This window comes from Horticoccus luteus (genome assembly GCF_019464535.1).
Lineage (GTDB): Bacteria > Verrucomicrobiota > Verrucomicrobiia > Opitutales > Opitutaceae > Horticoccus > Horticoccus luteus.
In genome coordinates, this window is sequence record NZ_CP080507.1 from 2,102,386 (window position 1) to 2,128,477 (window position 26,092).

The following is a 26,092-nucleotide window of genomic DNA, read 5'->3' on the forward strand; positions in this document are numbered from 1 at the left end:
GAATTATTTCGGCGGTTGATAGTAAACGTCGTCGACGATCGCCGCGCAGTAGGCGTCGACCGGCGTTGGTTCGGCGAACGGCCGCGCTGCTTCCGAGCCCTCCGTGAATCCAACCACGTGCCCGACTCCAGCGCCGAGCCGGTCGTAAACCACGAGCGCCGCGCCCGCCGCCAAGAGCTCCCCTGTCGGCGCGGCGAACTGGGCGGCCGTCCACGGTTGCACGAGCAGAAAGCGTCCGCCGCGATAGGCCGGCTCCTGCCGGCTCAGCGTGACGGTGCCGATGACGTGTCCGAGGCGCATGGCTCAGGCCGCGGAATCGAGCACCGCGATGATCATGTTGCGCAGCGGCGAGTGCTCGTCGCCGACTCGCGCCCGGGTCGCGCCGCCGTCGGTCGACACGAGCACGTGTTGATGTTGCCCTGCGCCGTGCGGATCGAGCGCGAGCACCGGCGCGCCCTCGGCGTCGCCGCGCTCATCAAGCGGCTGGCAGATCACGGTGCGGCAACCGTGCAAACTCGGATGCGCCACCGTTGTCACGATGACTCCGTCGATGCGGGCGCGGATCATGGCTGGGCGACGCTCACTTCTTTTCCGCCGCGCGCGGATGGACGGTTTGTCGCTGCACCTCGACTGTATCGACAATGCCCACAATCACGGCATCGACCGGCAGCGACTGCATCCCTTGCGCCTGCCGCGCGGAGCTGCCTTGGCAAAACATCACCGTCTCGCCTTCGCCAGCACCGAGCGGATCGACCGCCACGACGGTGTTGCCCGCAGGCTTCAGTTGGACGGGCGAACTGTCGTCCACCACCAGCGGACGAAGGAGCAAAAGTTTTTGCCCCGTCATCGCCGCCTCCTTTTGCGTGGCGACGACGTGGCCGATGACGCGTGCGAGCAGCATGGCGGAATTATTTCCCCGTCTTGGCCGTCGCGCGCTTGGGCAGCACCATCGCCACTTCCTCGTGCGGCCGTGGGATCACCTGCACACTCACCACTTCGCCCGCGGCCCGGGCCGCCTGTGCGCCGGCATCCGTGGCGGCTTTCACGGCGGCGACATCGCCGACGACAACCGCGCTCACGAGACCGTGGCCGATTTGTTTCACGGGACCGGCGAGCGTGACGTTGGCGGATTTCAACATCGCATCGGTGCCGGCGACGAGCGCGACGAGGCCGCGCGTTTCAAGTAGACCAATGGCTTTGGGAGGCATGGGGAAAGGAGAGATTGAGGTTACGCCGCCGGGCTGCCGATCCAGGGACCGAGTTGCCCTAATTCTTCGTGCGGCCGGGGAATCACCTGGATAGCGACCACCTCGCCGACTTTGGCGGCGGTTTCAGCCGCTGCATCGAGCGCCGCTTTCACCGCAGCGACATCGCCCCGGAAAAACGCCGTGACGTAGCCGCCGCCGGTTTGCTGCCAGCCGTTCATCGTCACGCCCGCCGCTTTCAACGCGGCGTCGGAGGCTTCAATCAACGCGCACAGACCGCGCGTTTCAATCATGCCGAGTGCTTCTTGTCTCATGGTGCGAAGGGTTGAGGGGTCAGACGCCGAGCTGTTTCAACAAATCAGGATGAGGGCGCGCGATCACGTGCGAACACACGAGTTCGCCCGCGCGTTTCGCGGCATCGGCGCCCGCATCGACCGCGGCTTTCACACTGCCGACATCGCCGCGCACGATCACGGTGACGAAGCCGCCGCCAATTTCGAACTGCCGCGCCAACGATACGTTGGCGGCCTTCACCATGGCGTCGCTGGCCTCGATGCTGCCGACGTAGCCGCGGGTTTCTACCATTCCGATGGAGTCATTCATAAAACGAGTGGGTGGAGTGCTGGGAAAAATTGATGCGCTGTTCAAAGGCGCGTGAGGATGCGCCCCACGCCGTCACTCGGCCGGGCGATCACATGCGCGGAAATGAGTTTGCCCACGGACTCCGCCGCCGCGCGGCCTGCCGCGACCGCGGCCGTGACGCCCGCGACATCGCCTTCGAAGATCACCGTGATGTAACCGCCGCCGAGTTTCTCCTTCGCGATGAGCCGCACATTCGCGGCCTTGCACGCGGCATCCGCCGCCGCGGTGACCGCGGTGAAGCCTTGAGTTTCGATGAGGCCAATCGCCTCGGAAGGTGAAGAGGAATCAGCCATGGTGGGAGAAGGACGCGGGCGAGGGATGAAAACGACTTCCTGATCGAGCAACGGTTGAAACTCCGACGCGGCTTCGATCACCGGCCACGCGCCGGCATCGGGAGCTGACAACGCCCGCGCGGTAAACGCGACCTTCATCGCCTGCGCCGTCGCGCACGCTGCTTCGACCGTCAGACGCACCGAGGCCACGTCCCCCGTGAGTTTCAGAAACAGCCCGTAGTAATCGTTGAGCTCCGCCTGCAAGACTTGCACGAACGCCGCTTTCTCCACGCGATCGAGCACGACCAGCGCCGCGCCGAGCGAGTGAATCTCGAGCAGCGCGACAGCGGGCGGTCTTTCGGTGCGTGCAGGCATGGTGCATGATCACAGGGTCGCCGCCTGCGCGCGGAGAAAATTCCGCAACAGCATCGTCTCGGAAATGTTGTCGCTCTCGTTGCAGTGCTCCCAATCGATCCAGACGTATTCCACGCCCACCCAGCCGCGATACTTCGCGGCTTTCATCGCTGCGAGGACGCGCGCGTAGTCGATCGTGTTTTGTTTAAAGTTGCACTGCAACCGGCCGCGGCACGCTCCGCGCGCATGAAAATGGCTCGCGTGCGCGATAAGCGGTTCGACGCGTTTGTCCGCAATGCCCGCCCGCGTGAAATGCGTGTAGTCGAGCGTCAGCGTCAGGCCCGGCGCGCGTCGCACGAGGTCGAGCGTCTCTTCGGGCGTCGTCGCGATCGAGCCGACATGCGCCTCCGTGCCAAACACCAGTCCCGCCGCGCTCGCCTGCTCGACCCGCCACTGCAACTCCGCCGCGGCCCGCGCGAGCGAGGCATCGCGCCCTTCCTCGGGAAACGCGATCCCCGGTAGCGTGGTCACATGCTGGCAGCCGAGCGCATCCGCAAAATCAAGCGTCCGCAAAAACCAGTCGCGCGCCTTGCGCCGCGCGCCGGCGTTCGGCTGGTTGATCGCGAACGGCGCGAAGTCCGGCGCCATCTGCAGAAACACATCGGCCGCCTTCAGCCCGCGCGCGGTCAGCGCCCGGCGCAACCTGCGCGCGCTCGATCGCGGTTGTTTCAACTCGCGCGACGGCCACAGGTGCGAACGCGATTCGAACAACCCAATATCCACACCTCGGAAACCCATCATCGAGATGAGCTCCAGCGCATGCAGATGGCTGAGCAACGGAAACGTGAAGTCGGCGCAGGCGAATTTTGCGTTCATGGGACGTTAGAGATTCTCCTGAAAAGCTGTCGCGCCGGTGCATTGCCACTCCGCCGCCGTGAGATAGCCGCAGTCGATCGTCACCGACGTGCCCGTGATGCCCGCCGAGTCTTCGCAGCTGAAGTAGAGAATCGATTTTGCCACATCCAGCGGCGAGAGCGGCACGCCCATCGGCACGCGTCGCAACCGCTCGGCGAGCGCCGCCTGCGGATCCGGCCGCACATTGAGATGCTCCCACAACATCGGCGTATCGGTGATGCCCGGGCAGACGCAGTTGCACCGCACACCCTCCGCCGCGTAGTCGAGCGCGATGGACCGCGTGAGCCCGAGGATCGCGTGCTTCGATGTGGTATAAACCGGCGTGCGCGCTTGTCCGACGAAGCTGCTGATCGAGCCCACGTTCACCACGTAGCCGCGCCGCGCCGCGCGCAGGTGCGGATACGCATGTTTAAAAGCGAAGAACATCGACTTCACGTTCACGTCCATCACGCGATCCCATTGCTCCGCCGAATACTCGTGCAGATCGCGCACTTCGACCATGCCGGCGTTGTTCACGAGAATATCGAGCCGCCCGAAGCGCTCCACCGTCGCCGCAATCGAACGCTGCACGTCCGCCTCGCGACTCACATCGGCCTCGATCGCGAATGCCGCTCCACCCGCCGCCGCGATCCGTTCGACGAGCGCCCGCCCGAGATCGCCGCGCCGTCCGATCACCGCCACGCGGGCGCCTTCGCGCGCAAACAGCTCCGCCGCCGCCGCGCCGATACCCGACGTGGCCCCGCTGATCCATGCGACCCGCCCGGCCAGGCGGCCGTGGGTCGAAGAAGATGTTGCGTCGCTGTTCATGAAAATTTGGGTCGCGCGCTGGTTCAGTCGCCGCGGACTCGCCGCCACTTCGCTTGAAACGACGGTTTCTCGAATACCGCCGGATTCACTACGCCGCGCGGCTGACGGCCGAGTGAAAGATCGATCATCCCTTGGCAGGCGGTCCGGCCGATGTCGCGGAATAGTTCGTTCGTCCAGGCGATGCTGTGAGGCGCGAGCAGCACGTTGTCCAGATTGGCGAACGGATGGCCCGCCGCGACCGGCTCTGTGGCGAAACAATCCAGCGCCGCGCCAGCGATGCGACCAGCCTCCAGCGCGTCACGCAGCGCTGCTTCGTCGACAATGCCGCCGCGCGCGGTGTTCAGCAGATACGCCGTCGACTTCATCAGCCCGATTTGCTCTGCGCCGATGAGCCCGCGCGTCTGCGGACTCAGCGGGCAATGCACCGAAACGAAATCCGCTTCGCGCATCAGCTCGTCCAGCGAAACCAGTCGCGCGCCCGCCTGCGCCGCCGCTTCGGGCGTCATGAAGGGATCGAACGCGAGCGGCGGTTTCATGCCCCAACCCGCCAGCAGTTTGATCACCGTGCGGGCAATGCCACCGAGCCCGATCACGCCGAGCGTGCGATCGCGCAATTCTGCACCCATGAACCGCGAACGCGCGTCCCACTCTCCCGTGCGCGCGAGGCGGTCCTTCACGCGCATGTGATGCGTCAACGCAATCATCCAGCCGACCGTAGCCTCCGCCACCGGCCGGTCCACCGCGCCCGTCGTGATAAATACCGCCACATCCGCCGCCGTGCACGCCGCGACATCGACGGAATCGTAGCCCACGCCAAAGCGACCTACGGCAATCAAGTCACCGGCCTGCGCTACACTTTGAGCCGTCACCTTGGGCGTTAAAACGATGACGCCGTTGGCGCCCGCGAGTTGTTCAGGTGCGATCTCCGGCCGGTGTTCGGCAAACGCCGACGTCGTGATGTGCGGTGCCTCGGCGAGCACGGACAGCCCGATGTCGGCATACTTGCCCCGTCCGGCGGCATCGAAAAAATCCGCCGTTAACTTGAGGTTGAAAGGAGCAGTCATACGCAAAGCAGATCAGGCGTTCCACGCGACGGCGGGTTCGACCGCACAACGTTCGTCGACGACAATGCGCTCCGGCTGCGGGCCCGCGTAAACCCAGATCATCGCCATCGGTGCGGGCGTTTCATTGATGAAATAGTGGATGCGTCCGCGTGGCTGCAGCGCCGTCGCGAGGTTCTCCATCGAGTAGCGCCGCCCTTCGACGATGCAGGTCGCGCGGCCCGTCACGATGCAGATCGATTCGTCGAAATCATGCAGGTGCGCCGGCAGCCGTCCGCCCTGCTGAAACAGTCCGTAGCCGCCGCTCATTTCCAGCCCAGGAATCAGGTCGGCGTTGAAGTAGTCGACGAAAGCGGCGTTCGCGCCCGGCGAGTAGCGCGTCGCACTGCGTTGATACGTCGCACGCTCCCCGCCCGGCTGCGTTTGCGTGATTTCCGACATCGTGCGCCGCGGCAAAATGCGATCCACCAGCTCACGCGTCGGGTCGTGCGAAGCCATCGCGATGTGAAAGACCGCCGGCGCGGACCGCGAAAGATTCGACACGCGATGCGCCAGGCCGCGCGGAATCGTCACGTTGTCGAGCGGACCGACTTCGTAGAGGCGCCCCTCGACGTCCACCAAGGCGCGACCCTGGAGCAACGTCACCGATTCGCCGAACGTGTGCCGGTGCATCGGCAGCACTGCGCCCGGCGCAAACGTCACGAGTCCGGTGGTGAGGTTGCGGGCGTGGTTGTGCGCGCCGACCATGCAATCGAAGGTCACGCCTCGCGTGATCTCCAACTGCGGACCGCTCCCGCGCGCGTTCATCACCTCGGCGCGATCGGGCCGCATGTTCGGCGGCGCGCACGCCACCGCCTGCTCCTTCGCCAGCGCGACCGCATCATTTTCCAACGTAAAGCTGGCGCGGATCTGCCGGTCGCGCCCCTGCGAACCGAGCGCCGCGTGCAAACTGCGCAACAACAGTCCCGCGTCGAGTCCCAGGCCGAGCATGCCGAAACCTTGTTCGCGGCGCTCCGTCAGATTCTGTTCGCTGGTCGCGACGACGCCGCAGTGCTTGCCCGCGCGCCGCAGCGCCGTCCTCGCCTTCGCAATCATCTCGGGCACGCCCGGTCCCTCCCACTTGCCCGGATAACCCGCCGTCGACGACAAGTCGGCCGGCCCGAAAAAATAGGCCTCCACGCCTTCGACCGCCGCGAGTTGTTCGATGTTTTCCACCGCGCGCACCGTCTCGATGATCGGCACCACGAGCACATTCACATCCGCTTCCGCGGCGTGCTCGACGAAACAGTTGCCCCAGCATGTCGCGCGTTCGGCGCCGATGCCGCGCACGCCACCCGGCGGATACGTCGCCGCCGCCACCGCCGCTTCGAGTTGCGCGACGGTTTCGATCCACGGAAGGACCACGCCATCGGCACCGACATCGAGTGCGCGTTTGATGAGCGCGGGAGAATTTTCGGCGAGCCGCACAAGCACCACCGTTTCGCTGCGCACCGCCGCGCGCACGTGTTCGACGATCTCCTTCCAATCGAGATGCCCGTGTTCCGCGTCGATCGTCACCCAATCGAGGCCGAGCGCGACCGCCATTTCACAAATGCTGGGCGACTCCAACGTGATCCACAGGCCGTAAACCGGCTGGGAGGAACGCAACTTGGCACGCAGGCGTTGGAGGGCGGGGACTTTCATGCAAGCGGAGGCGCAGCGGGCGCCTGAGCGGTGAAGGGGATGCGCCGACAATAGCGGGTTGCCACGTTTGCGCCCATGCACAGTCTGAGCGTTCTCTTGCGTTTTTTGAGCGGCCCCCACCATGAGCGACGCCCCGAAAAGTTTCTATCGTTACCTGCTCGCCGACTCGAAAGACCGCGACTGGGGCATCTACGCCACGTCCGCCGGCTACGTTGATATCGCGCCCGGCGCGCCCTACCCGCCGGCCGGCCATCCCAAGCGCTACACGTTCCAATGGGCCAATGGCCGCGAGCTCGATGAGGTGCAGCTCCACTTCATCACGCGCGGCAGCGGCGTGCTCGAAACGGGCCGGGCCGCCCCGCGCCAGCAGACGATCGCCCCCGGCCAGGCGTTCATGCTCTTTCCCCACGTCTGGCACCGCTACGCTCCGCGAATGGAAACCGGCTGGTTCGAATACTGGCTCGGCTTGAAAGGCGACTACGTTGAACGGCTGCTGGAACGGACGTTTTTCACGCCCGACGAACCGGTCTTTGCTCCGGCGAACACCGATCCTTTGCTCCGCCTGTTCTCTGAAGTGGTGGCGTGTCTCCGCCGTCATCCCGAAGGGACCTCGCGCATCCTTGGCTCGCTCGCGAGCCTCATCCTGGCGGAACTTCACGTGGGCACCACGACCTCGCCCGCTGGCGAAAATCGCACCGAGCAACTCGTCCACGAGGCCAAAGGCATGCTGGCGCAGCACTTGGAATTGGAACTCGACCTCGAACTCCTCGCGGGAAAATTACGCGTCGGCTACCACTGGTTGCGACGCGCCTTCAAACAAGAGACTGGGCAATCGCTGCATCAATATCGCCTGCAACTGCGGATGAACCGGGCGAAGTTTCTGCTGAAGAAGTCGGATATCACGATCGAGCAGATCGCGCTGCAAACCGGTTTCGAGAGCCCGTATTACTTCTCGCAAATCTTCAAGCGCAAGACCGGCTGCTCCCCCCGCGACTGGCGCCGCGAAGATGTGCCCATCATCGCGCACTAGTTTCGGCCGGCAAAGGCCTGGTCCTGCCCACCTATGAGAATGGCGCCCTCACGGGGTTTCGACTTGCCTCGCATCATAGATGGCAAATTTAGCAACGTTAAGGTTTGTAAAGCCTCGTTTGTTCCCTTTTGTTCCCTGCATGACGACGAAGACGAAGCGGCCTCGCGGGCGGGCTCGTTGGCCACAAACCGTGACCGCCGGAAGCGTGAGCGTGAAGATTTACGAGGTGCGGCACTCCACCAACAAAACCGGCAAGGCCTACGTCTTGGCGTGGCATGGACTTCATGGGCGCATGACGAAGAAATTTGCCGCCTCAGGCGATGCGCTTGCAGAGGCTAGAATCAAAGTTGCGCAGCTGGCGTCCGGCCGCATCGAAGGCGCCGACATGTCGGTGGGCGATCGCGACGAATTGCAGGCGGCTCGCGAACTCGTGAAGGACGTTCCCTTGCTCACCGCGCTTCAGGAGTGGCTGCGGGCACGCGACATCACCGACGGCAACTTACTCCCTGCCGCGGAAGCCTGGGCGGCGCGCAACGGCACTGCCTATCGCCGCGTGAAGGTCAGTGCGGCAGTTAAAGAGTTTCTTACGGCCAAGAGCGCAGCGGGAAAGAATCTCGCGAAAAATCACGCGTCGACGTTCGAGCAAATCGTGAACGACCTGGGCGAGCTGTTTCTCGATGCTGTTCCCGCCAAGCAACTCGATGCGTGGCTCGCGAAGTGGGACAATCCGGTTACGCGAAACACCAAGCGGAAACGTATCGTGAGCCTTTGGCGCTGGGCCCAACGCAAGGGCTATTTACCGCGTGATGCGCGCACGGAGGCCGAAATGACCGATGCAGCCCACGAGCCGGCGCCGGTGATCGGCATAATTGGCGTGGAGACTTGGACGGCCCTGTTGCGATATTTCGCCGAAAACCATCCCGATCTTCTGCCTGCGTTGGTGCTCGCGGGCTTTTGCGGTCTGCGCCGCTCAGAAATCCATGCGCAGCGGTGGGAAGATGTCAGCCTCACCCGCAAAAATCTTCGCATCACGAGCGCCAAGCGTGGCACCCCCGCCCGCCGCATGGTGCCGTTGTGCGATGCGGCCGTGGCGTGGCTCGCTCCCCTCGCTCAGGCAAAGGGATTCGCATGTCCGACCACCGGTGACGGCGCGGATGCGACACCCACACTGGCGATGGACGCCATCCGCCGGCTCGCCCGCGAAGCGAAGCTGCCCGACCTCCCGGAAAATTGCTTTCGCCACAGCTACATCTCCCACCGAGTCGCCGCAACGGGTGACATCGCCCGCGTGTCGCTTGACGCTGGCAACTCGCCTAAGGAGATCAATCGCCACTACCGCGAGCTGGTCAGTGAGGAAGAAGGAAAAGCTTGGTTTGAGGTAGGGCCAACTGGATGAATTTGGCCACCCGTAGTATATTTTTCACCTGTAGCTCTGGACAAAGCTGTATTTACCATTATGTAATGCTCCGTGATAACACACCTCGAAATAAAGAGCAGCAGAATGGCTGCGTGAAAAGTTAGGTTACAGGGCGGAGCAACGCTCGGCCTTTTGGCAGTTCATCAAGGCGAACCAGGTTCCCTACATCCGAACGGGGCGCCGGAAAATACAGTTCAGTGAGCAGGCAGTGCTCGACTGGCTTGACCAGCGAGACTCCCGCGGTTCCCGCGCCGCGTTGCGGACCAGGAAAGAAGGAGGGCGGTCATGAGCACCCTCTCTCGTGTGGCGGCTTTTCCACCCTTCCTGCGCGACATGCTCTCATCGCCGCCGCGGCGCGGTGAGGGCCTACACCGATGGCTCTTCTGCGTAGCTCGGCACCTGCACGTGCACCTGCCCGCAGACGAGATCGTCAAACTGCTCAAGCAAGTCGCGGCGCACTCCGGCTACAGGCGTGGAGAGATCGAGGAAGCGGTCGAAAGCTCCAAGCGATGCGCCTGGGGCAAACCGCAACTTCCCGGCACCCTTTATCGTGCTCGTCCCGCGTGGCCTCAGCACGATCCTGTCCGGCGCGCTGAACTCGTAAAATCCGGCGGCGGAGTCGGTGGACTGCTTGACGCCTCGCCCGTGAATCTGGCGGGCATTAAAGCCGACACTGAGGACCTCATTGACCAGTTAATGCCAGGCAACCGTCTCCTGTGCTGCGGCCAATCGCCGCGACTGATCCAGACCAAACCCCGAGAAGAGTGGCGCGGCCAACTCGCACGGCAACAGTTCATCGTGCCCTCGCCTATGCGCGCGACGCATGGGCTGACGCAGCAGGGGAAGCGGTCGGAGCGTTGTTCGGAAATCGTCGGACCTCGCCAATACATCGTCGTGGAGTTCGACGGTAGTTCAAAAGACGACCAAGCAACCCTCCATCTGCATCTGGCGTGTCACGCACCTCTGGTGATGGTCGTGGACTCTGGCAACGAAAGCCTGCATGGATGGTTTCACTGCGGAGGGGCGACCATAGAGGAAATCTGCCGATTTTTCGCCTACGCGGTGCGGCTCGGGGCAGATCCCGCCACATTCACGGCATGTCAACTCGTGCGAATGCCAGGAGGCACACGTGACACCGGTCAACTGCAACGGGTTTTGTTCTTCAACCCGGCTAAAATCCGATGAGCGCCCTCGAACTGACCGCAGAATGGATCCCGGTCGATGACGCTGCGCTGGGGATCGTGCCTCCACCATCTCCTCCCCTCGCGTTTTTCGACCCACCACGAAACGCCTACTGGTTCCAGAACTCCCGCGGTGGCTGGATTACACTGCCAGAAGCTGCGCTCAAGCGACAGCTCCGGCCGTATCTGAGCAACAAAGCAGCCGAGACGGCACGTCTCTCTCCGCTCGACGAGCACATCAACAAGCTCCAAACCGAGTGCGACGTCGCCTATGCTGGGCCTCTGGCCGGCGCGCCGCCGGGGCTCAGGGAGTATGAGAGCCGGCGGCTCCTGATAACCGAAGGTCCACAGATTATCGAGCCGGTGCCGGGTGAGTGGCCGGTGCTCAGTCTCGTGTTGGAAAACCTCCTCGTCGACGAGCGCGGAGATCAGCGGCCATACTTCTACGGATGGCTGAAAATCGCCCGCGAGTCACTGATCGCTCAGGTTCACCGCCCGGGCCAAGCGCTCGTGTTGGCTGGTCAGCACGACAGCGGCAAATCTCTCGTTCAGAACTTGATCACACCGCTCTTGGGCGGCCGCGCAGCGAAGCCCTACGGATGGATGACCGGAGCCACCGACTTCAACGCCGAGCTATTCGGCGCCGAGCATCTCGTGATCGAAGACGAGTTCGCCAGCACGGACATCCGCGCGCGTCGCAACTTCGGCGCCCAGATCAAAAGCGTAACCGTTAACAGTCTTCAGAAATGCCATCAGAAGAACCGGACGGCGCTCTCTCTCGAGCCGTTTTGGCGCGTGACAATCACGGTAAACGATGAGCCCGAGAACTTGATGGTGCTACCCCCGTTCGACGACAGCGTGGCGGATAAAATCATCCTGTTGCGCGCCAACAAGCGTCCCATGCCGATGCCGACCGCCACCTACGAGGAGCGTAAGGCCTTTATGGCAACGTTGACGGCAGAGCTGCCGGCGTTCTGCCACTTTCTATCGGCATACGCCATCCCGGCCGAACACGTCTCTCACCGATTCGGCATCACGCACTATCACCATCCTGACCTGCTAAACGCGCTCGACGAGCTCGCTCCTGAAACACGACTGCTGCAGCTCTTGGAAACCGCCATCACCGAAAGTTGGACAGGGAGTCAGGCGCAGTTGGAAGCGCTGCTTACCGGACCGGATGCCGAGACAGCATACGAAGCGCGGCGGCTGTTTTCATTCCCGAACGCCTGCGGGGTCTACTTGGCGCGTCTGGCGAAGAAACGTCCGGATGCGGTGCGATACCGCCGCACGGGGACAAGTCGGACGTGGACGATCTGGCCGGACCGTGAACCCGCGCAGGGGCCCTACTGACGGTGACGGGGTGACGGGTGACTGCGGTTTCCTACGGTCAAGGGGACGGAAGGCTGCCTTCCAGCTGATTTTCGTTGCGGCAGAAAACACCCCGTCACCCCGTCATGCCTGCGGGAAGGCTCAGAATATACGTGCGGGTCCCCTTCTCTAGTCGACTGAAACCGTGTTTTCCCCCTCCCCGGGGGGGACAATATTTTTGAGTTTCAATAGAACCGATCTCCCTCAGCCGAGGAGCCCGGGCCAAGGTCCTAAGATCCTCAAACCCACTCCGCCTGGTGGCATAGTTAACCTACTGTATATGCTACGCTTAGCAAATCCACCAGAAGTAGCTCATGCTGTCGGAGGCAAGCTATCCCAAGTTGTCGCACCGACACGCTACCAGCGGTCACTGCGCCGAGACTCTGTTCGCGCAGAGTGCCTTGTGTGAGCGCACAAGACGGCAGCGAAATGTCTTCGAGCCTTCGGACCGCGGACACTGAGGCTCTGTCACGCCAGTCGCTCACGCGGTGCGCTTCGCCCACTCCGTTCGCTGCCTGTCGCGCCCGAGCCTCAGCGACCGCTCGCCCTGTCGCCCGCGGCCACCTCAGCCATTCGGACAGCGTGGAATCGCGCTCAGCTCCTCCCGTCGCCTCTCTACGTTCGGCGCGAGTCCGCTTCGCACGCCTCCACCCGGCCTGTTCTTGGAAGGACTCGCCTTCGGCTCGGCGTCACTGCCCCCCCCGGCTCACGACAGCGCCCAAGTTTCTTGGGCCTCAGGCTCTGCGTCGCTTCCAATCCCCGGCCGGTGAGCACCAACCGCCTTCGCACCGCAGGCGCCCATGTCCGACCGACCTGCGTTCCGCTACGCGCGTCCGCTCCGCCCGGCCGTCTCCGTGCAGCGACGGTCCGGCCGGCTGGTCCTCTCCCCTTGTTCCTCAGACTCGTGCCGAGACTGAGGAACCTCGCTCCGCGAACAGGGCTGCGCTCCAGCCGGCTTTTTCGGCCCGACGCCGCCCTTCGCCTGCCTGGCTCCGCTCCCGCACTTCGCTCCTCTCCGGCCGTTCGGCCCTGCGCGCCTGCTCGCCTGATCGCCGGTGCAGCGCAGACCCCGAATTCGCCAGTCAGCTCGTTTTCGATGAGGTCTTCTCGTCCGTCAGCTCCGCCTCGATCTGCTCACAAGCACCGAAGCTCATCCGGTGAAACTCGTCCTCCAATCGCTCCATTTCATCGAACCTCTCTCGCAAAGCCGTCTTCTCCGCCGACGACGTGCAACGTCCATCCAACTCCATGAAGGCACCTCGTGCGAGACTTCGCGCCAAGGAAATCTGTTGCATCATGCGAACGTAATACAGGGCTGCATCTCGCGCCGTGATCTTCGCCAAACCGCTCACCCGCTCCTCTTCCCACTTCATCGGGTTTCTGCACCCCGCCAGCAACGGTAGCGTTGAGAATTGCTGCTCACCCGCCTTGGGATGATCAACCGGCTCCAGTAGGCCATCATACCACGCCAGCAGGTCCTGGGCGGCTTTGCGAAACCTGGGCGAGATGGCGGCCCGTGGTGCAATCGGAGGCCCCTCCGCCGGAGCTGTTGTATTCCGAAGAGCCACGGGAGGCGCCAGCGTCAGATTCTTCACCGAATCGCTTATCTCTTGGCTCCGCTGCTGTGCTTGGAGTGCCAGTTGCCTGCCGACATCCTTCTCCATTTGTTCGCGGAGCGCAACGAACTCAGGGTAGCCCGCAGCCGCCGCGACGTTCATCCATGCAAGCCCCTCCACTTCGTTCTTCGGCACCCCTAGTCCCTGCGAATAGGCAATGCCGATCAAGCCGATCCCCGCCGCGTCTCCCGCTTTGGCCGCCGTGAAGCTGTGCGCCAGGCCGGCGTGATAATTTTTCCGCACCCCCTGCCCTTCGAAATACATCAGACCTACGGTCGCCTCCGCCCGCATATCGCCCAACTCAGCCGCCTTCGTATACCATTCCAGAGCCGTCTCAAAACTTCGGGTGACATCCTTGCCGGAATAATAAGCGTCGCCGACCATCCTTCCGTATTTCCGCTGAAAATCGACGTGACCCATCTGGCAAAAGCGCTGCGCCCAACGCACCGCTTCGGCGTGATTTTTATCCAGCAAGTTGCCGGAGAGATGGCTTTCAACCAGAACAACCTGGGCCAGCGCGTAGCCCTGCAAAGCCGACTTGCTTATCCACGATACTGCGGCTCGCACGTCCTTTTCCACCCGCTCCCCCCGGGCGTAGATACATCCCAAAAGGAACTGTGCACTGGCGTCGCCCGCTTCTGCATCAGCGACGATGTCCGCCGGCAGGCCGGAGCGCTCTGAATCAACACCGGATGAACTGCGGCCTGTCGAGCTCGCAACAATGAGTCCGACCGCAATCCAGATTATCCTCCATCCAAGACGTGGCGCGAAGACCGTATTCAGCAATGTCCCGCTTGTAGATCTTCGCATGTTTAGAGGGCGGAGGGCCACACCGAGTGGCACACGCAACCCGCTACTTACGTCACGCGTTATGCTTATGCGCAAGTTCCGAAATCTGGCGGCGTGTCCCTCGTCGCCGCACTCTCCGCCAACGTTCGTCGCGCGCGCTTAGAATTCTAAGGGTCGGCTCGTAGAGGACATACTCGCTGAACGCCTCGTTCATTTCACAAGCAGCCAGGTAACTGACGTAGCCACATAGCCCACGCTGAATTCGAAAGAGCACATCTCGGGGTTCATTCCCAATACCCGGTTCCGACGCGTTTTGTTTCATGTGGGTTACGGAGTTCAAGGAGAGCCATCATCGAAACCACTTACATGTAAAACTTATACTTGGTTTCGGCCTGAGTTCCCTTAGGTAGCTCAGTCAGAATTTTGCCCACGTCGCGCGCGAACCGAATGGTGATCGGAACGCTGCTGGCGAAGGAACAGCTATTCCAATTGAGCTTGGTAAGAGCCAAGACTTCTTGGCAGACCGTCTCGGCTGGAGAGACGCCGTGGTGTTCAAGAATCTCCAGCGGCCGAGGAATGCGCTTTCCTGGATAAGCGCGAAGGTAAGGCACGTATCCATTCCCGAAAAGCAGGTAGTTACCCTCCCCCAGCGTTACCACGGTGCCCCGCAGCGGGGGACGTCGGCCGATGCGCATGAAGCGCACGTCGCTGGTTTCCAGCGCAAGGAAATCGAAATGGTAAACGTCACCCAGCGCCGCCTTGAACCCCTCTATTTCTTCCGGCCAGTAGCGTGACGTTTTGTGAATCACCACGCGTTTCGGGGCCAGGGTATGCTGAAGTTTGTATTGCGCGATAGCTCGTTCAAGCAGGCTGCGCGCACCAGCCTCGCTCAAATGAGCCTTTCGGTCGCGCTTCTTGTCGAAGATTGCTTTCTCGCCCCGGATTACGATGCCTTCGCCGGCGCCGAACACTTGAGCAAGGCTCGTCTGCATGTCGGCCGCTCCGGCAGGACTCTCCTTGAAGAACGAGATGCCGACAAAACAGGTTTGATCCGGAAGCGACTGCAACCGCCAAGGGCTGTTACCGGCCTTGTAGTAAAGCGCCGTGAGGAGGTTCCAAGCGATGGATGCGGGATTGGAGTCCCCGAATGTCCGTTCCCACGCGAGTTGGGTTGGTAACCCTGATTTCATGGCGTGCGCCTTCAGGGCATGATGGATGTTAAAAAATCCGCTCGGCGAAGTATCGCGGTCTGGGTCATCGAATTCCAGTCCCAGAAACGACTGCCCAGTAACCTCCTGTTCTTTCGTCAATTTGTTCTGGAGTCGTTGCAATGGTGTCAGACGAACCTTCTGCCGTGCAAACGGAACGCCGATGGAGGCGCATTCGTCCTCCACGTCGGGCGGCAAGACGAGAACGACGACATCCGGGGCATCCTCCAGCGCAGCGATCGCGTCGATCTGCTTAACCGCTAGATCGACGACCTGCTTGATCTTCTCTTGGTCCTTGGGGGTCGCCAGCGCCTGCCGGAAGAAGTCCGGCGGAATAATCCGCTGATGAGAGGCATTGTCGGCGACAAAATTGGCGCGAAATGTCGCGGTCTCCGCGCAGCCGGGAAAATCTGGGAAGGTGTGAGGGTCGAGGGGCTTGTTCCGCTTGTTCAGTCCTGGCGACAGGCGGCCGTGAGCCCGACGGAGAAAGTCTTTGAACGTCTGGATGCCGGTCCCCGTGCCCACGAGTCCGATTTTAATGACACGCCCCGGTTGGAAGCCGTAGGGACCGTGATCGTTGAGGCCGGCCTTGGGATCGACGGACACGCCGCCGTTGGCGAACACCAGCTTCGGCTCCTCGAGATGGAACGCGCGAAAAACAGGCGGCTGCCGGCGGATCAGCTCCTCGGTCAATGGGGGCTGGCTGACGGCACTCTGGTGCGGGCGGCGCCTATTCGAACGGTTTCTCATCGTCATCATCGGGTTCGTCGCGGGGACCCGCGAATTCAGCGTTCGCCGCTGCGGCGGCCAAGTCGTCGTCCTGCTTGTCGAACAGCGACGCAAAGCGAATCTCATCAAAAGCTACACCGACATCGAGCTGGCTCGTGGCCGGAATTCGGGCCACGACAATCTGCTCTCCGCCGGTGTCGACGCGGATCTCGCGGTGATTTTTCGCCATCACGAAACCCCAGAAGAGAATGTTGCGAAGAATGTCTGGGTTTTGCTGCTTCCCACCCCAGATGGTCGCCAGTTTGCCAGCACTCTTGCCGTCCACGCTGATATTGCCGTCGAGGGTAAAAAGGTAGTGGGGTTCGATCGAGACGTAGAGGTTATTGCCGACGCGCTTGAAGCAGAGCGACGCGCCGTGGTGGACCCAGAAGGTAGAAATGCCGTCTTTCGCGGTCTTTTTCGCTGCGACCGCCACTCCCGTTTTCCTGCCCAGCATCGGCCATCGCCGATCACCGCCGTTCATCTCGGGCATGAAAATGAAACGACCCTTGCCATCGCTCTTGATCCGAAGGGTGCGCATGTGGGAATTGAGCGCGGTGTTGAGCAGCGCCATCAGCCAAAGCCGCTTGTCCGGATGGATGAACCAATCGTGGCGCGACTCCGGTGCGATCGTCTTCGGGTCGATCACCGCCCGCAGAGCCGTCGAGGACTGATTCAAATCGGCAAACGTATAGATGCGCTTTTCACGTAGCACGAAGGGCTCGGTTGACGGTGCCTTTGCCCAAACGTCCTTCTTCTCCCGGCAATCCGTGGCCGCGCCCCAAATGCGGGCCGGAAGGGCGGTAACCCGGAGGAGATTTGAGATCAGCACGTCCTGGACCCGGTCCGGCAACCACGAGACTTCGGGGCGCAATGGGGTTGGCAGGACGGGCGCGGTCGAAGCAAGCGGTGCCAGACGACGTCCGCGCTCCGCGGGCTGATTGCGAATCCGCCGCATCAATTCCACGAAGCTGCGGCGAAACTCCGCAGGCTTCCTGAAATCGATGTAACGCAAGTCCCGAAAGGGTGCGTAGAGATCGATGCGCTCGACTCCGCCCTTCGCGAGGTCACGGAGCAGGATCGGAATGAGCACGCCGCGCGAGTTGTTCGGGTCCGCAGCGACGATGTGCTTCCACTCGAATCGCGGCCAGTCCGCCTTGAGAAACTCCGGCGAAAGCACGGCAACCACGTGGCGCGCCGCTTTCATCCCAGCGTTCATCCGGTCGATGAGGCTTTGCCCGGCCTCGATGTCCCATTTATCGAAGAACACGCTCAGGCTGCGGGACTCCTTGCTGCCGTCTATCGTCTCGGACTCCACTTGCTCGGACAACGAGCGCACGAAATCGAGGTCTGCTCCGTTGTAGCAGATGTAGGCGTCCTTCTGTTCGATGATCGTCATGGCTGGAACCTCGATAGCTGCGCGTGGGTGATTCTCCCATTAGCTGGCGGCGATTTCGGCCGCTGGCATGATCCGCAACGACTCGGAGATTAGCACCGGCTCGGTCAGTACTTTGCCGCCGCTATCGACGCCAAGCTTGAGCACGCGCTCGCCGCTCGGCCGCACCGAGCGATCAAAGCTGCCAACGGCATCGTTGTAGGCGTTGGTTGCCTTCTCCAGCCCGCTTCGGATGCTGTCAAAATGGCGAGTGAACGTCGCCACCCGCGAGAAAAGCTCAGATGCAGCTTCGGCGATCTCGCGGGCATTGACCGTCTGTTCGTGGTGCAACCAACTCGCGCTCACGGAACGCAACAACGCGATGAGTGATGCCGGCGTCGCCAGCGTGACTCGGCGCTGGGCAGCCCAAACGATCAAATCGCGGTCACCTTCCAACGCCGCGCTGAAGAGCGATTCTGCCGGCAAGAAAAGGACCACGTGGTCCAGCGCCTTGGGGAACTGGCTCGGATAATCACGCTCTGCCAGAGCCTTGATCGTTCCGCGGAGTTTGTCCGAGTGGGCCTTCAACAGTTCGCCACGCTTCAACTCATCCGTCACGCTGAGAGCGTTAAGGAAGTCGAGGTCGGGCACCTTCGAATCGACAATGATGACCCGGTCTCCCGGCAGTTTGACGACGAGGTCCGGCTTACCGTCCTCGGCTCGCTCCTGTTCGACGAAGTCGCAGTGCGCGCTCATTCCTGCGGCCTCGACGACCCGCCGCAGTGTCTCCTCGCCCCAACGACCACGCGCCTGTCCTGAACTCAGCACACGCCGGAGCTGAATCGTCTCCGTGGAAAGCGTCGTGCTGTGCTGCGCGAGCGTGGTGAGGTGTTTCGAAACCTCACCCATCATCGTCGCTTGGGTGGTCTCGCTCTGAGCCAACCGTTGCTGATAAACTTTCAGCTGTTCCTCCAGCGGCTTAACCAACGTCGCAATGGCCGCTTGTCGCTGCGCCAAGTCCCCTTTCGCACCTTCGTTGAACTTGGCGAGCGTCTCGTTCGCGAGCTGAAGAAACTCCGGCTGCAATTGCTTCAACGCGTCGGAGCTCATCGCGGCGAACGCCTCCCGAAGATCGCGCAGCGCTTTTTCGTGCCCTTCCTTCAGTTCGCGGAACTGTTCACTATTTGCGCGGTGCTGTTCGGCGTTCCGCTCATTGGCCGCATTCAGATTTGCTTCCGCCGTGGCCAGTGCCGTGGTCAAGGATTCCGCGCGTGCTTGCGCCGTCTTGAGGTCGGCCGCCGTAGCCGACAGCTCAGTTTTGGCCGCGGATAGCGCCTCGTTACCGCGATTTTCGGTGAGCTTGATCCGTTGGTCTAACGCCTCCGTCTGGAGGGTCGCGGCCTTCAGATTGGCGTTGGCCGTGGCGAGCGCCGCAGTCGTTTCACTTACGCGCTCCTGCGCCGCTCTCAGATCCGATACGGCCGTGGCTAACTCTGCTTTGATGGTCGCGGCCGTTTCGTCCCCACGGGTCTCGGTCGATTTAACCTCAACTTCCAACTCCCGCGCGCGAGCCACCGCCGCTTGCAGGCTCGCGTCCGCGGCCGATCGTGCGGCCTCCGCCTGCAACCGCGCCGCCTGACACTGCTCCAGGTCAGCTTTCAGTGCTTCGGCTTGCTGGCGCAACTCGTCTTCGAGACGCGAATCAGCGGGAGCGTCCTTCGACGCGCGAAAGATCCAACCAATCGCGAGGCCCGCGATTAAGCAGACGAGGATCAGAAAAAGGGTATTCATGTGATTTTCGGGATAAGCGTTCAGGTCCTGGATGGCGTGCCTACCGCGCACGCTAACACGCGGGGTGGGACAAATTCGGTCCCATCTGGATTTCCGTGCTGTGGAGCACGGGGCGAAAGCGGGGGCTAGTCTTCATTCGACCACACTATCTCATCCGCGGAAACACGCTGGCCCAACGTGGTCGAGGCAGCTAACGTTTGTGTGAGATGGCGCTCGATCAACTCTTCAAGCAGAAGGTCCCCACTCCTCGCCAACTGCACGCGCTGGTTAAGTTCGTCGAGCACGGCTCGCTTTCGGCTGCATTCGGGAGCGGCAAGAGCGCTCAGGGAGCCGCAACCCAGCAATTGGGCCGGATTGACCGGTGCCTCGGCATTCGCACGCGCAAGAGTGCCGGGGTGGTCAAGGTGCCGACCGATGAAGCCATCCAGCTCGCTGAGTTTTGTCGCGATTTCTTCCAGCGACTCGCTGATTTCAAAACGGGCGCCGAAGGAAAACCGAACAACTTTGTAGTCGGCGCGGGCGACAGCCTAATGTTCTACCTGCTCTTGCCAGCTCTGAGAACCACGGGGGCCTGGCGATCGTCCGTGGAATTGCACCTGCAGAATTTGCGGAGCCGCGAAATCGTCCATGGGGTTCTCGACGGTTCAGTTGATGTCGGGCTGGTGCGAGCCACGGCCGTGGAAGACGAACTCACCGACCGAAAGCGCCTGAAGGTAGAGCCGGTATGCCAACTGGGCTACGCGTTCTACGTTCGAACCGAGTTGCTGAAATCTTATCGAGGGAACATCGCCGACTCGCTCGCGCTGGTTAAATGGGGTAAGGCGAATCTGCCGTTGGCCACGTTTTGGGCCGAACACAGCACATACACGGAGGCCTTGGGCAGAGCGAAATTGGGCTGGCCGGCCCGCCTTCGCTGCGAGTCCTTCCCGCAGGTCGAACGCGCGATAATTGCCGCCGACTATTGCGGGATACTTCCACGCATCGCGTTCAGCAACATTCCGCCGGAGATCACCGAATTTGGCGTCGATCTACTTGCGCCGGTTTCGAGGAGCATCGGCCTCGTTTGGAGCTCAACCCTCACCCAGCGTCGTGCTGGCGGCGAAATCGCCCTGCGCGAATTGCGTTCAGCTCTGAAGACGGTCTGTGCTGGGCCAACGTTCAGCCACGAAGGTCGTCCAGAAACTCCGACGCGGGGTCGACGCAAGTGACGAGCAGTTCGTCCCGCGCCCGCGTGCAGGCCACATAGAGCAACTGACGCTCGGTATCATAGATTTCCTGCAGGTCGGACCCTTCACCGGCGCTCTGGATTCGCTGCTGCAATGGCACGACATCATCATCGCAGGCCATCACCGCTACGGCGCGAAACTCCAAGCCTTTCGCCAGGTGCATCGTGCTGATGGCAACTTGGCCGCCGGTCGTTTCGAGATGCTCATCGAGAATCTTGCCCGAGAGTTTTGCCGACTTCACCGCCATCTCGGCCCGGCTTACCTCGGCCGGTGAACGGACAATCACACCGATTTCGTGAGGTAGAACTCCTTTGCTGATTTGGCGGGTCAGCCATTCGCCGACGGCCGACGCTTCCCGACTTTCGCTCGGAAGAATTTGAATTTCTGCGGGTGGGCCATTGAAGACCGATATGGTATCATGGCGGGTTTCTCGGTTGCCGTCTACGTCCACCATTTCGGCGCCGAGCAAACGATCCGCCTGCTCGCGAATCTGGTGCGACGTTCGATAATTTATCCGGAGTGTTCGGGAGCGGCCGCGAACGTCCACGCCGAGCGACTTCCACGAAAACGGCTGCTGAAAGATTCGTTGCCCAAGATCACCGGCGAAGAAAAGGGCATTGGCGCGACCTCCGCCGAGCGCAGCAAAAAACCGCAACTGCGACACGGTGATGTCCTGCGCTTCATCAACAACAGCGAAGTCAAAGGGCGGACGTTTCGTTTCGAGGGTGTGTGCGGTGAGTCGGGAAAAAACAGATGCCAGAGTCTTGAGCCCACGTTCGGTCAGCCCCGCGCGAACGCGCTCAAAGATCGACCAGAGCAATGCACGTTGTGCTTCTGGCAATCGGGTCTTTCTGCCGAGACGCGCCACGTCACGATATGCTTCCCACGTCGATAGGTCCCACGCATCGACGACTTGCTCCCACTCGGTCAGCAGGAAACGCAGGTGGAATTTGTGGCCGGGAACTGCCGTTGCGGCTGCCTGAATCAGATTTCTCACGTCCTCGGCCGGCGCCAGTTTCACGGGACCGATCTGCGACCGATAGAGGCGCAATCCGAGCATCTCCGAGGAGTAAACGTCGATTCGTTCGGCCAGGCGCGGCTCGTTTCCGATCAAGCGCCTCAGCTTCGTCCGCAGCGCAAATGCCAGCGTGTCGGAGAAAGTAACCAGCAATACTCGCGCATCTGGATTTCTGCGCGCGAGCTGCACTGCGCGATGGAGCGCCACGACCGTCTTTCCCGTGCCCGCCGATCCCGCAACGCGCGCCGGGCCGGAGTAGTCTCGCTCCACCAGCTCGCGCTGCTCGGGATGCAAGAAGATGGTCCACTTCTCCCAGGGGAATTCCAAGGCGCGTTTCAGATCGTCGACATTCGTTAGCAGCCGGAAACGACGCTGGGCGTCGGGATGCTCGAACGGGCTCGACGCAGCCGGGACCGGCTCGGCTGTCCGCGGCTTCCCGCCAGTGGCAAGTTCAAGGAGCGCTTCAGCGGCCTCGCCCGGCAGGCGCTCGGCGAGCACGAGCAGACTTTCTTCATTCACCTGCCGCACGTCGTCCAACCATTCCTCGGGCACACCGTAGCCAAGAAGCTCCTCATTGGTTTTGCTCGCGAAGAGCGGCGGTTTCACGGCGGTGGACTCTTCGGCCACGACGTAGGACGGAATGATTACTTCTTTGACCGTTTCCCGTATCTCCACGAATTGGGCCGCTCCTGTCTTCGGGTGTGTTTCCAACTTGCGCCGTTCTGCCCAGGCATAGGCCTTGTCGTGGTGATCGACATAACACAGCAGAAGGCTGCCAGCCGTTCGATGGACGATCAGGCGGATGTCCGAGTTGACGCGCACCGACCAGAAGTTCTTGTCCCGCGAACCATCGACGCGATGAAACTGCATTCCCGGGTTAGCGGGGTTGAGTTGGAGATCGAACGCCGTCGTCTTCGCGGCCTTCTGCTCGTCGCCGGTAAGCCTGGCTAGACTGTCGGTGAATGTGTCGGCGATGCGAAAATCCATTGGCTACGAATCGAGGTATGAAGTCGCCCGGATGAGTATGCCGCGTCGCGCGTGGGTCCGATGCAACAGGTCTTCCACGCCTTGGGGAGTGGGCGAGCTGATCGCTCGGTCACCAATCAGGCATGCAAGATGATCTTCGAAAAACTTCTGAGCCTTGTGCCGCTTCACGGCGTCAAGATTGCCGCCCGCGGCTACGACAGAATTGGCCGAGACGACGAAAACTCCACGTGATTCGTAGAGGAAGACGTATGATACCGGACTGAGTTCGAGCATGCGCTCGCATTGAGAAACCAGCTCCCGCAGGTCCAACACTCCCCATCTGCGAATCAGTTTCGCCTGGGCGAGAAACCCCTTCAACCGAGTATCCAGGAACGCTGACTTCGAGCACGCCCATGAAGTCGGCACCTGCCTTCGATTCCTGCGCGTATCGGCCACGATCTGTGAGGGTTTTTGCCCTCCAAAGGATCCCGTTGGTCTCGACACCAGTCAAAGCCTGTTCGATTCGTCCGAGCATTCTATCCGTCATCGCGGGCTCCTGCTCCACTTGCCCGTCCAGCAACGAGGTCTCTGCACCCGTTATGGCGGCACCAATAACCTTGGCTACCTTTCGCACCGACGCTTTGTAACAGGTCGGACGCATCAGACTCGAAACACCTTCATCACCTCATCGCCGAGGTGGTTGATGACTTTGACGGCGATTCGGCCTGACTTGGGTTTGTCGAAGGGGCGGCTGGTGTCGCTGTTGAGGGTGGCCCAGGCCTCGGGGTTGATCTCCGCCTTCAGGCTCGTCTTGAGCGCGTTGTAGGGATCGTTCGCGCCGAGGAAGTAGGCGTGGCGGACGAAGAAGCTTTCCTCGTTGTAGTCGGTGTCGATGAACCAGCAGGCGATGCCGTCGGCGTTGTCGCTCACGACTTCACCAGTCTGGGGCTTGAAGACATCCACGCCGTTCACTTTCACGCGCAGGCGTCCGTCCTTTTCCCTGAGCAGGGTCACGTCGGGCTCGCCGAATATGACGAAGAGGTTGCCCTTGCCGGTGTTCTTCAGGTCTTCGGCCATGTGGAGGTCCGCGTTCATGCGGGCCTTCAGCACCGGGATGCGGCCGAGCTTGTTGAACTCGGTGGTGTGCGCCTCGTAGTTGAACGCGCACGCGATGAGGACATCGAAGGCGGCGTCCCCGGCTTCTCGTGCTGCGGCAACGAGGTCGGCGCGCTGCACGGTGCCGAATTCGGGACCGATAAAAATGGCAGCGCGCTTTTCGGTGTTGCCCTCCATGTAGCGGCCCTCGCCGCAGACGAGTTGACCGGGCCAAGCCGTGAGTGATGTGAAGGCAATCCGGTCCTCCTTGTGGGCCTGCTGGACGCCGGCGGCCTTGAGGTTTTCCAGGATCATTTGCGGAAAGCTCTGCTTCGCGCCATAGTCGTCGTCGCCCTCGTTTACGGCGGGATCGATCAGATTGTCGTTCTCATCGACGCCAAGCACGCGATGAGGACTGAGACTCTCGACGGTGAATGGACCTGCGACACGGACGGACTTCTTGTTTTCGTAAGGCTTGTCGTAGAGGTATTCGAATTCGGCCTTTGCGGCGATGCTGGCATCGATCTCTTTCTGCCGGGCAATCCGCGCGTGCCACCATTCGGCGTGGAGGTTCTTCACGGTGTCAGACCACTTGGCGTCGGCCTCGCGGGGAATTTCCCACTGCTGCCATTGCTGCTTGAGCGCGGCGTTCAGCTTTTTCCGCAGCGGTTCGAGCGTTTGCTGCCACTTGTCCCAGATGACGTCGATCTCGGCATTGTTGGCGATGGATTTGAGGGTGATGTGCGGCACGCGCTCATAGACGAAGCCGTGGCGAAGGTTGCCGTGGACGGGCTGGCTGCTCGGCGCGGTGCGGGTGACTTCCGCTTCCTTCTGCTGGCCCTCGCGTGAATCAGCCAGCAGGTAAAAGGGATAACGTGCGCCCATGATGCGGGCACGGGCCAGCGCGAGCGCGACACGCGATGTGTCGATGGTGATCCAGCGGCGGCCCCATTGCTCGGCGACGGTGGCCGTGGTGCCGGAGCCGCAGGTCGGGTCGAGCACGAGGTCGCCGGGGTCGGTGGCCATGAGCAGGCAGCGCTGAATGACTTTCGTGGAAGTCTGCACGACGTAAACCTTCGGGTCGGCATAACCAGAAACAATTGTGTCGTCCCACGAATTAGAAAACGTCACGACAGGATAGTCGTCTGCGTAGCGCCTGTAGCGAAGGCGTTGGCCGATACCGATCAATCTTCCCGACATTGCCAAGCGCGGCATGCCCGCGCGGGACGCCTTCCAATGCGTGTTGGGCGGGAGATTGAACTCTTGGCCCTGATACGAGAAAGGATACGTGCCAGCTTCGCTTGCTCCCTGAGAACTCATGTCACCGGCCATGAATCGCGGGTCCTTATGCTGTGCGACCTCTCGAAGCTCGTCGGTCCCCGTGTATTGCGTTTCCAAGAGCGAAGCGCCTTTCTCAGCAAGCGGCTGTCGATACTTCAGCCGCGAAAGGTCTTTCGCATACCAGAGAGCATAGTCGTAGATGTTCTCCAAGTAGTTCGAGCCAGTGCCAGATGTTTTCTTGAACGCGATGGAGGACACGAGATTTGTCTCCCCGAACACCTCGTCCATCACCGCCCGGACGCGGTGGACATTCTCATCGCCGATCTGGACGAAGATGGAGCCGGAATCGGTGAGGAGGTCACGGGCGACGGTGAGGCGGTCGCGCAGGTAGGTGAGGTAGCTGTGGATGCCGTCGCGCCAGGTGTCGCGGAAGGCTTTGACCTGCTCGGGCTCGCGGGTAATGTGGCCGGCGTTGCCGTCCTTCACGTCGCGGCTGGTGGTGGACCACTGGAAGTTGCTGTTGAATTTGATGCCGTAGGGCGGATCGAAGTAGATGCACTGCACCTTGCCGCGCAGGCCCTCGCGCTCGGCGAGGCTGGCCATGACCTGGAGGGAGTCGCCGAGGATCATGCGGTTGCTCCAGTTTTGGTCGTGCTGGTAGAACTCGGTCTTGTCGGCGCCCTTCGGCAGACCATTGAAATCGTGGAAAAGGTCGAACTGGGCCTCAGGTGCGGCTTCCTGCGATTGGCGGAGAAGGTCGTCGATGAGGGCCTTCGGGTGGACCTTTTCCTGGATGTAAAGCGGCGGAGCATGAACGACGAGGTCACTCCAGTCCTGTTGGTCCTTGCCGCGCCAAACGAGTTGCGGGTCGAGATCGGGATTGCGCGGATACTTCACCTGCCGGGGCTGCTCGTGCTCCTTCTGAACGATCGATTGCTGCTCAGCGGACGGGATGTTCTTCCGCTTCGCGTCTTCGTGAGTGAAATTTGTGACACTCTTGGGCGTGGAGGCTTTTTTTGCCATG

22 protein-coding genes are annotated in these 26,092 nt (G+C 61.8%); 5 read left to right on the top strand and 17 right to left on the bottom strand.

The features are described 5' to 3' along the window. Positions 1-3: 3 nt before the first annotated feature. From K0B96_RS08805 to K0B96_RS08855, 11 genes are read right to left on the bottom strand one after another with little or no spacing between them, the layout of a single operon-like run. Complete coding sequence (locus K0B96_RS08805) at positions 4-300, bottom strand: EutN/CcmL family microcompartment protein (protein WP_220166222.1); 297 nt, start codon at positions 298-300, stop codon at positions 4-6. A gap of 3 nt (positions 301-303) precedes the next feature. Continuing rightward, positions 304-567: a EutN/CcmL family microcompartment protein gene (locus tag K0B96_RS08810; protein ID WP_220166224.1), complete on the bottom strand. Its 264-nt coding sequence runs from the start codon at positions 565-567 to the stop codon at positions 304-306. Between the two features lie 13 nt (positions 568-580). Then, the gene (locus tag K0B96_RS08815) at positions 581-901 is read right to left on the bottom strand and encodes a EutN/CcmL family microcompartment protein (RefSeq protein ID WP_220166226.1); all 321 of its coding nucleotides are present in this window, start codon (positions 899-901) and stop codon (positions 581-583) included. 7 nt (positions 902-908) lie between these two features. Next, positions 909-1,208 (bottom strand): BMC domain-containing protein, encoded by a 300-nt coding sequence (locus K0B96_RS08820; protein ID WP_220166228.1) that lies wholly within the window; start codon positions 1,206-1,208, stop codon positions 909-911. A gap of 20 nt (positions 1,209-1,228) precedes the next feature. Beyond that, positions 1,229-1,519, bottom strand: coding sequence for a BMC domain-containing protein (locus tag K0B96_RS08825; protein WP_220166230.1), 291 nt, complete (start codon positions 1,517-1,519; stop codon positions 1,229-1,231). Between the two features lie 19 nt (positions 1,520-1,538). Continuing rightward, a complete protein-coding gene (locus K0B96_RS08830) occupies positions 1,539-1,808 on the bottom strand; it encodes a BMC domain-containing protein (protein ID WP_220166232.1) in 270 nt (89 codons plus the stop codon). 41 nt (positions 1,809-1,849) lie between these two features. Next, positions 1,850-2,494: a BMC domain-containing protein gene (locus K0B96_RS17565; RefSeq protein WP_220166234.1), complete on the bottom strand. Its 645-nt coding sequence runs from the start codon at positions 2,492-2,494 to the stop codon at positions 1,850-1,852. A gap of 9 nt (positions 2,495-2,503) precedes the next feature. Next, complete coding sequence (locus K0B96_RS08840) at positions 2,504-3,349, bottom strand: sugar phosphate isomerase/epimerase family protein (protein ID WP_220166236.1); 846 nt, start codon at positions 3,347-3,349, stop codon at positions 2,504-2,506. Positions 3,350-3,355: 6 nt separating this feature from the next. After that, on the bottom strand, positions 3,356-4,195 hold the full coding sequence (locus K0B96_RS08845; RefSeq protein ID WP_220166238.1) for an SDR family NAD(P)-dependent oxidoreductase: 840 nt from the start codon (positions 4,193-4,195) through the stop codon (positions 3,356-3,358). A 23-nt stretch (positions 4,196-4,218) separates the two neighbouring features. Continuing rightward, the gene (locus K0B96_RS08850) at positions 4,219-5,259 is read right to left on the bottom strand and encodes a hydroxyacid dehydrogenase (RefSeq protein WP_220166240.1); all 1,041 of its coding nucleotides are present in this window, start codon (positions 5,257-5,259) and stop codon (positions 4,219-4,221) included. A 12-nt stretch (positions 5,260-5,271) separates the two neighbouring features. Then, positions 5,272-6,939, bottom strand: coding sequence for an aldolase/citrate lyase family protein (locus tag K0B96_RS08855; protein WP_220166242.1), 1,668 nt, complete (start codon positions 6,937-6,939; stop codon positions 5,272-5,274). A gap of 121 nt (positions 6,940-7,060) precedes the next feature. Between K0B96_RS08855 and K0B96_RS08860 the strand changes: the two genes are divergently transcribed. The 4 genes from K0B96_RS08860 to K0B96_RS08875 all read left to right on the top strand — a co-directional run bounded on the left by K0B96_RS08860 (position 7,061) and on the right by K0B96_RS08875 (position 11,917). Further along, a complete protein-coding gene (locus K0B96_RS08860; protein WP_220166251.1) occupies positions 7,061-7,969 on the top strand; it encodes a helix-turn-helix transcriptional regulator in 909 nt (302 codons plus the stop codon). Between the two features lie 190 nt (positions 7,970-8,159). After that, positions 8,160-9,365, top strand: coding sequence for a tyrosine-type recombinase/integrase (locus tag K0B96_RS08865; RefSeq protein ID WP_220166252.1), 1,206 nt, complete (start codon positions 8,160-8,162; stop codon positions 9,363-9,365). Positions 9,366-9,671: 306 nt separating this feature from the next. Beyond that, positions 9,672-10,571 carry a hypothetical protein gene (locus tag K0B96_RS08870; RefSeq protein WP_220166254.1) on the top strand — a complete coding sequence of 300 codons (900 nt, stop codon included), beginning with the start codon at positions 9,672-9,674 and terminating at the stop codon, positions 10,569-10,571. Beyond that, complete coding sequence (locus K0B96_RS08875) at positions 10,568-11,917, top strand: hypothetical protein (RefSeq protein ID WP_220166256.1); 1,350 nt, start codon at positions 10,568-10,570, stop codon at positions 11,915-11,917. Before K0B96_RS08870 ends, K0B96_RS08875 begins: the two co-directional genes overlap by 4 nt. Before the next feature lie 1,100 nt (positions 11,918-13,017). On the opposite strand, the gene K0B96_RS08880 is transcribed toward K0B96_RS08875, so the two are convergent. The 4 genes from K0B96_RS08880 to K0B96_RS08895 form a co-directional block, all read right to left on the bottom strand. Continuing rightward, on the bottom strand, positions 13,018-14,337 hold the full coding sequence (locus K0B96_RS08880; RefSeq protein ID WP_220166258.1) for a tetratricopeptide repeat protein: 1,320 nt from the start codon (positions 14,335-14,337) through the stop codon (positions 13,018-13,020). A 365-nt stretch (positions 14,338-14,702) separates the two neighbouring features. After that, positions 14,703-16,298, bottom strand: coding sequence for an argonaute/piwi family protein (locus K0B96_RS08885; RefSeq protein WP_220166260.1), 1,596 nt, complete (start codon positions 16,296-16,298; stop codon positions 14,703-14,705). Further along, the gene (locus tag K0B96_RS08890) at positions 16,279-17,715 is read right to left on the bottom strand and encodes a toll/interleukin-1 receptor domain-containing protein (RefSeq protein ID WP_220166262.1); all 1,437 of its coding nucleotides are present in this window, start codon (positions 17,713-17,715) and stop codon (positions 16,279-16,281) included. Before K0B96_RS08890 ends, K0B96_RS08885 begins: the two co-directional genes overlap by 20 nt. 39 nt (positions 17,716-17,754) lie before the next feature. Then, positions 17,755-19,482 (bottom strand): DNA recombination protein RmuC, encoded by a 1,728-nt coding sequence (locus tag K0B96_RS08895; protein ID WP_220166270.1) that lies wholly within the window; start codon positions 19,480-19,482, stop codon positions 17,755-17,757. 206 nt (positions 19,483-19,688) lie between these two features. On the opposite strand from K0B96_RS08895, the gene K0B96_RS08900 reads away from it, so the two are divergent. Next, positions 19,689-20,690: a LysR family transcriptional regulator gene (locus tag K0B96_RS08900; protein WP_220166272.1), complete on the top strand. Its 1,002-nt coding sequence runs from the start codon at positions 19,689-19,691 to the stop codon at positions 20,688-20,690. On the opposite strand, the gene K0B96_RS08905 is transcribed toward K0B96_RS08900, so the two are convergent. Both K0B96_RS08905 and K0B96_RS08910 read right to left on the bottom strand, forming a co-directional pair. Continuing rightward, a complete protein-coding gene (locus K0B96_RS08905; RefSeq protein ID WP_220166274.1) occupies positions 20,641-22,713 on the bottom strand; it encodes a 3'-5' exonuclease in 2,073 nt (690 codons plus the stop codon). The two genes, K0B96_RS08900 and K0B96_RS08905, sit on opposite strands and share 50 nt — an antisense overlap. Before the next feature lie 639 nt (positions 22,714-23,352). Beyond that, positions 23,353-26,091, bottom strand: a complete 2,739-nt coding sequence (locus K0B96_RS08910; protein WP_345779927.1) for a site-specific DNA-methyltransferase — start codon at positions 26,089-26,091, stop codon at positions 23,353-23,355. Between the last annotated feature and the right edge of the window lies 1 nt (position 26,092).

Bases quoted from the DNA above. Each gene is read 5' to 3' on its own strand.
- K0B96_RS08805 (WP_220166222.1), bottom strand. From the start codon at position 300: ATGCGCCTCGGACACGTCATCGGCACCGTCACGCTGAGCCGGCAGGAG.
- K0B96_RS08810 (WP_220166224.1), bottom strand. From the start codon at position 567: ATGATCCGCGCCCGCATCGACGGAGTCATCGTGACAACGGTGGCGCAT.
- K0B96_RS08815 (WP_220166226.1), bottom strand. From the start codon at position 901: ATGCTGCTCGCACGCGTCATCGGCCACGTCGTCGCCACGCAAAAGGAG.
- K0B96_RS08820 (WP_220166228.1), bottom strand. From the start codon at position 1,208: ATGCCTCCCAAAGCCATTGGTCTACTTGAAACGCGCGGCCTCGTCGCG.
- K0B96_RS08825 (WP_220166230.1), bottom strand. From the start codon at position 1,519: ATGAGACAAGAAGCACTCGGCATGATTGAAACGCGCGGTCTGTGCGCG.
- K0B96_RS08830 (WP_220166232.1), bottom strand. From the start codon at position 1,808: ATGAATGACTCCATCGGAATGGTAGAAACCCGCGGCTACGTCGGCAGC.
- K0B96_RS17565 (WP_220166234.1), bottom strand. From the start codon at position 2,494: ATGCCTGCACGCACCGAAAGACCGCCCGCTGTCGCGCTGCTCGAGATT.
- K0B96_RS08840 (WP_220166236.1), bottom strand. From the start codon at position 3,349: ATGAACGCAAAATTCGCCTGCGCCGACTTCACGTTTCCGTTGCTCAGC.
- K0B96_RS08845 (WP_220166238.1), bottom strand. From the start codon at position 4,195: ATGAACAGCGACGCAACATCTTCTTCGACCCACGGCCGCCTGGCCGGG.
- K0B96_RS08850 (WP_220166240.1), bottom strand. From the start codon at position 5,259: ATGACTGCTCCTTTCAACCTCAAGTTAACGGCGGATTTTTTCGATGCC.
- K0B96_RS08855 (WP_220166242.1), bottom strand. From the start codon at position 6,939: ATGAAAGTCCCCGCCCTCCAACGCCTGCGTGCCAAGTTGCGTTCCTCC.
- K0B96_RS08860 (WP_220166251.1), top strand. From the start codon at position 7,061: ATGAGCGACGCCCCGAAAAGTTTCTATCGTTACCTGCTCGCCGACTCG.
- K0B96_RS08870 (WP_220166254.1), top strand. From the start codon at position 9,672: ATGAGCACCCTCTCTCGTGTGGCGGCTTTTCCACCCTTCCTGCGCGAC.
- K0B96_RS08875 (WP_220166256.1), top strand. From the start codon at position 10,568: ATGAGCGCCCTCGAACTGACCGCAGAATGGATCCCGGTCGATGACGCT.
- K0B96_RS08885 (WP_220166260.1), bottom strand. From the start codon at position 16,298: ATGAGAAACCGTTCGAATAGGCGCCGCCCGCACCAGAGTGCCGTCAGC.
- K0B96_RS08890 (WP_220166262.1), bottom strand. From the start codon at position 17,715: ATGACGATCATCGAACAGAAGGACGCCTACATCTGCTACAACGGAGCA.
- K0B96_RS08895 (WP_220166270.1), bottom strand. From the start codon at position 19,482: ATGAATACCCTTTTTCTGATCCTCGTCTGCTTAATCGCGGGCCTCGCG.
- K0B96_RS08900 (WP_220166272.1), top strand. From the start codon at position 19,689: ATGGCGCTCGATCAACTCTTCAAGCAGAAGGTCCCCACTCCTCGCCAA.
- K0B96_RS08905 (WP_220166274.1), bottom strand. From the start codon at position 22,713: ATGGATTTTCGCATCGCCGACACATTCACCGACAGTCTAGCCAGGCTT.
- K0B96_RS08910 (WP_345779927.1), bottom strand. From the start codon at position 26,091: ATGGCAAAAAAAGCCTCCACGCCCAAGAGTGTCACAAATTTCACTCAC.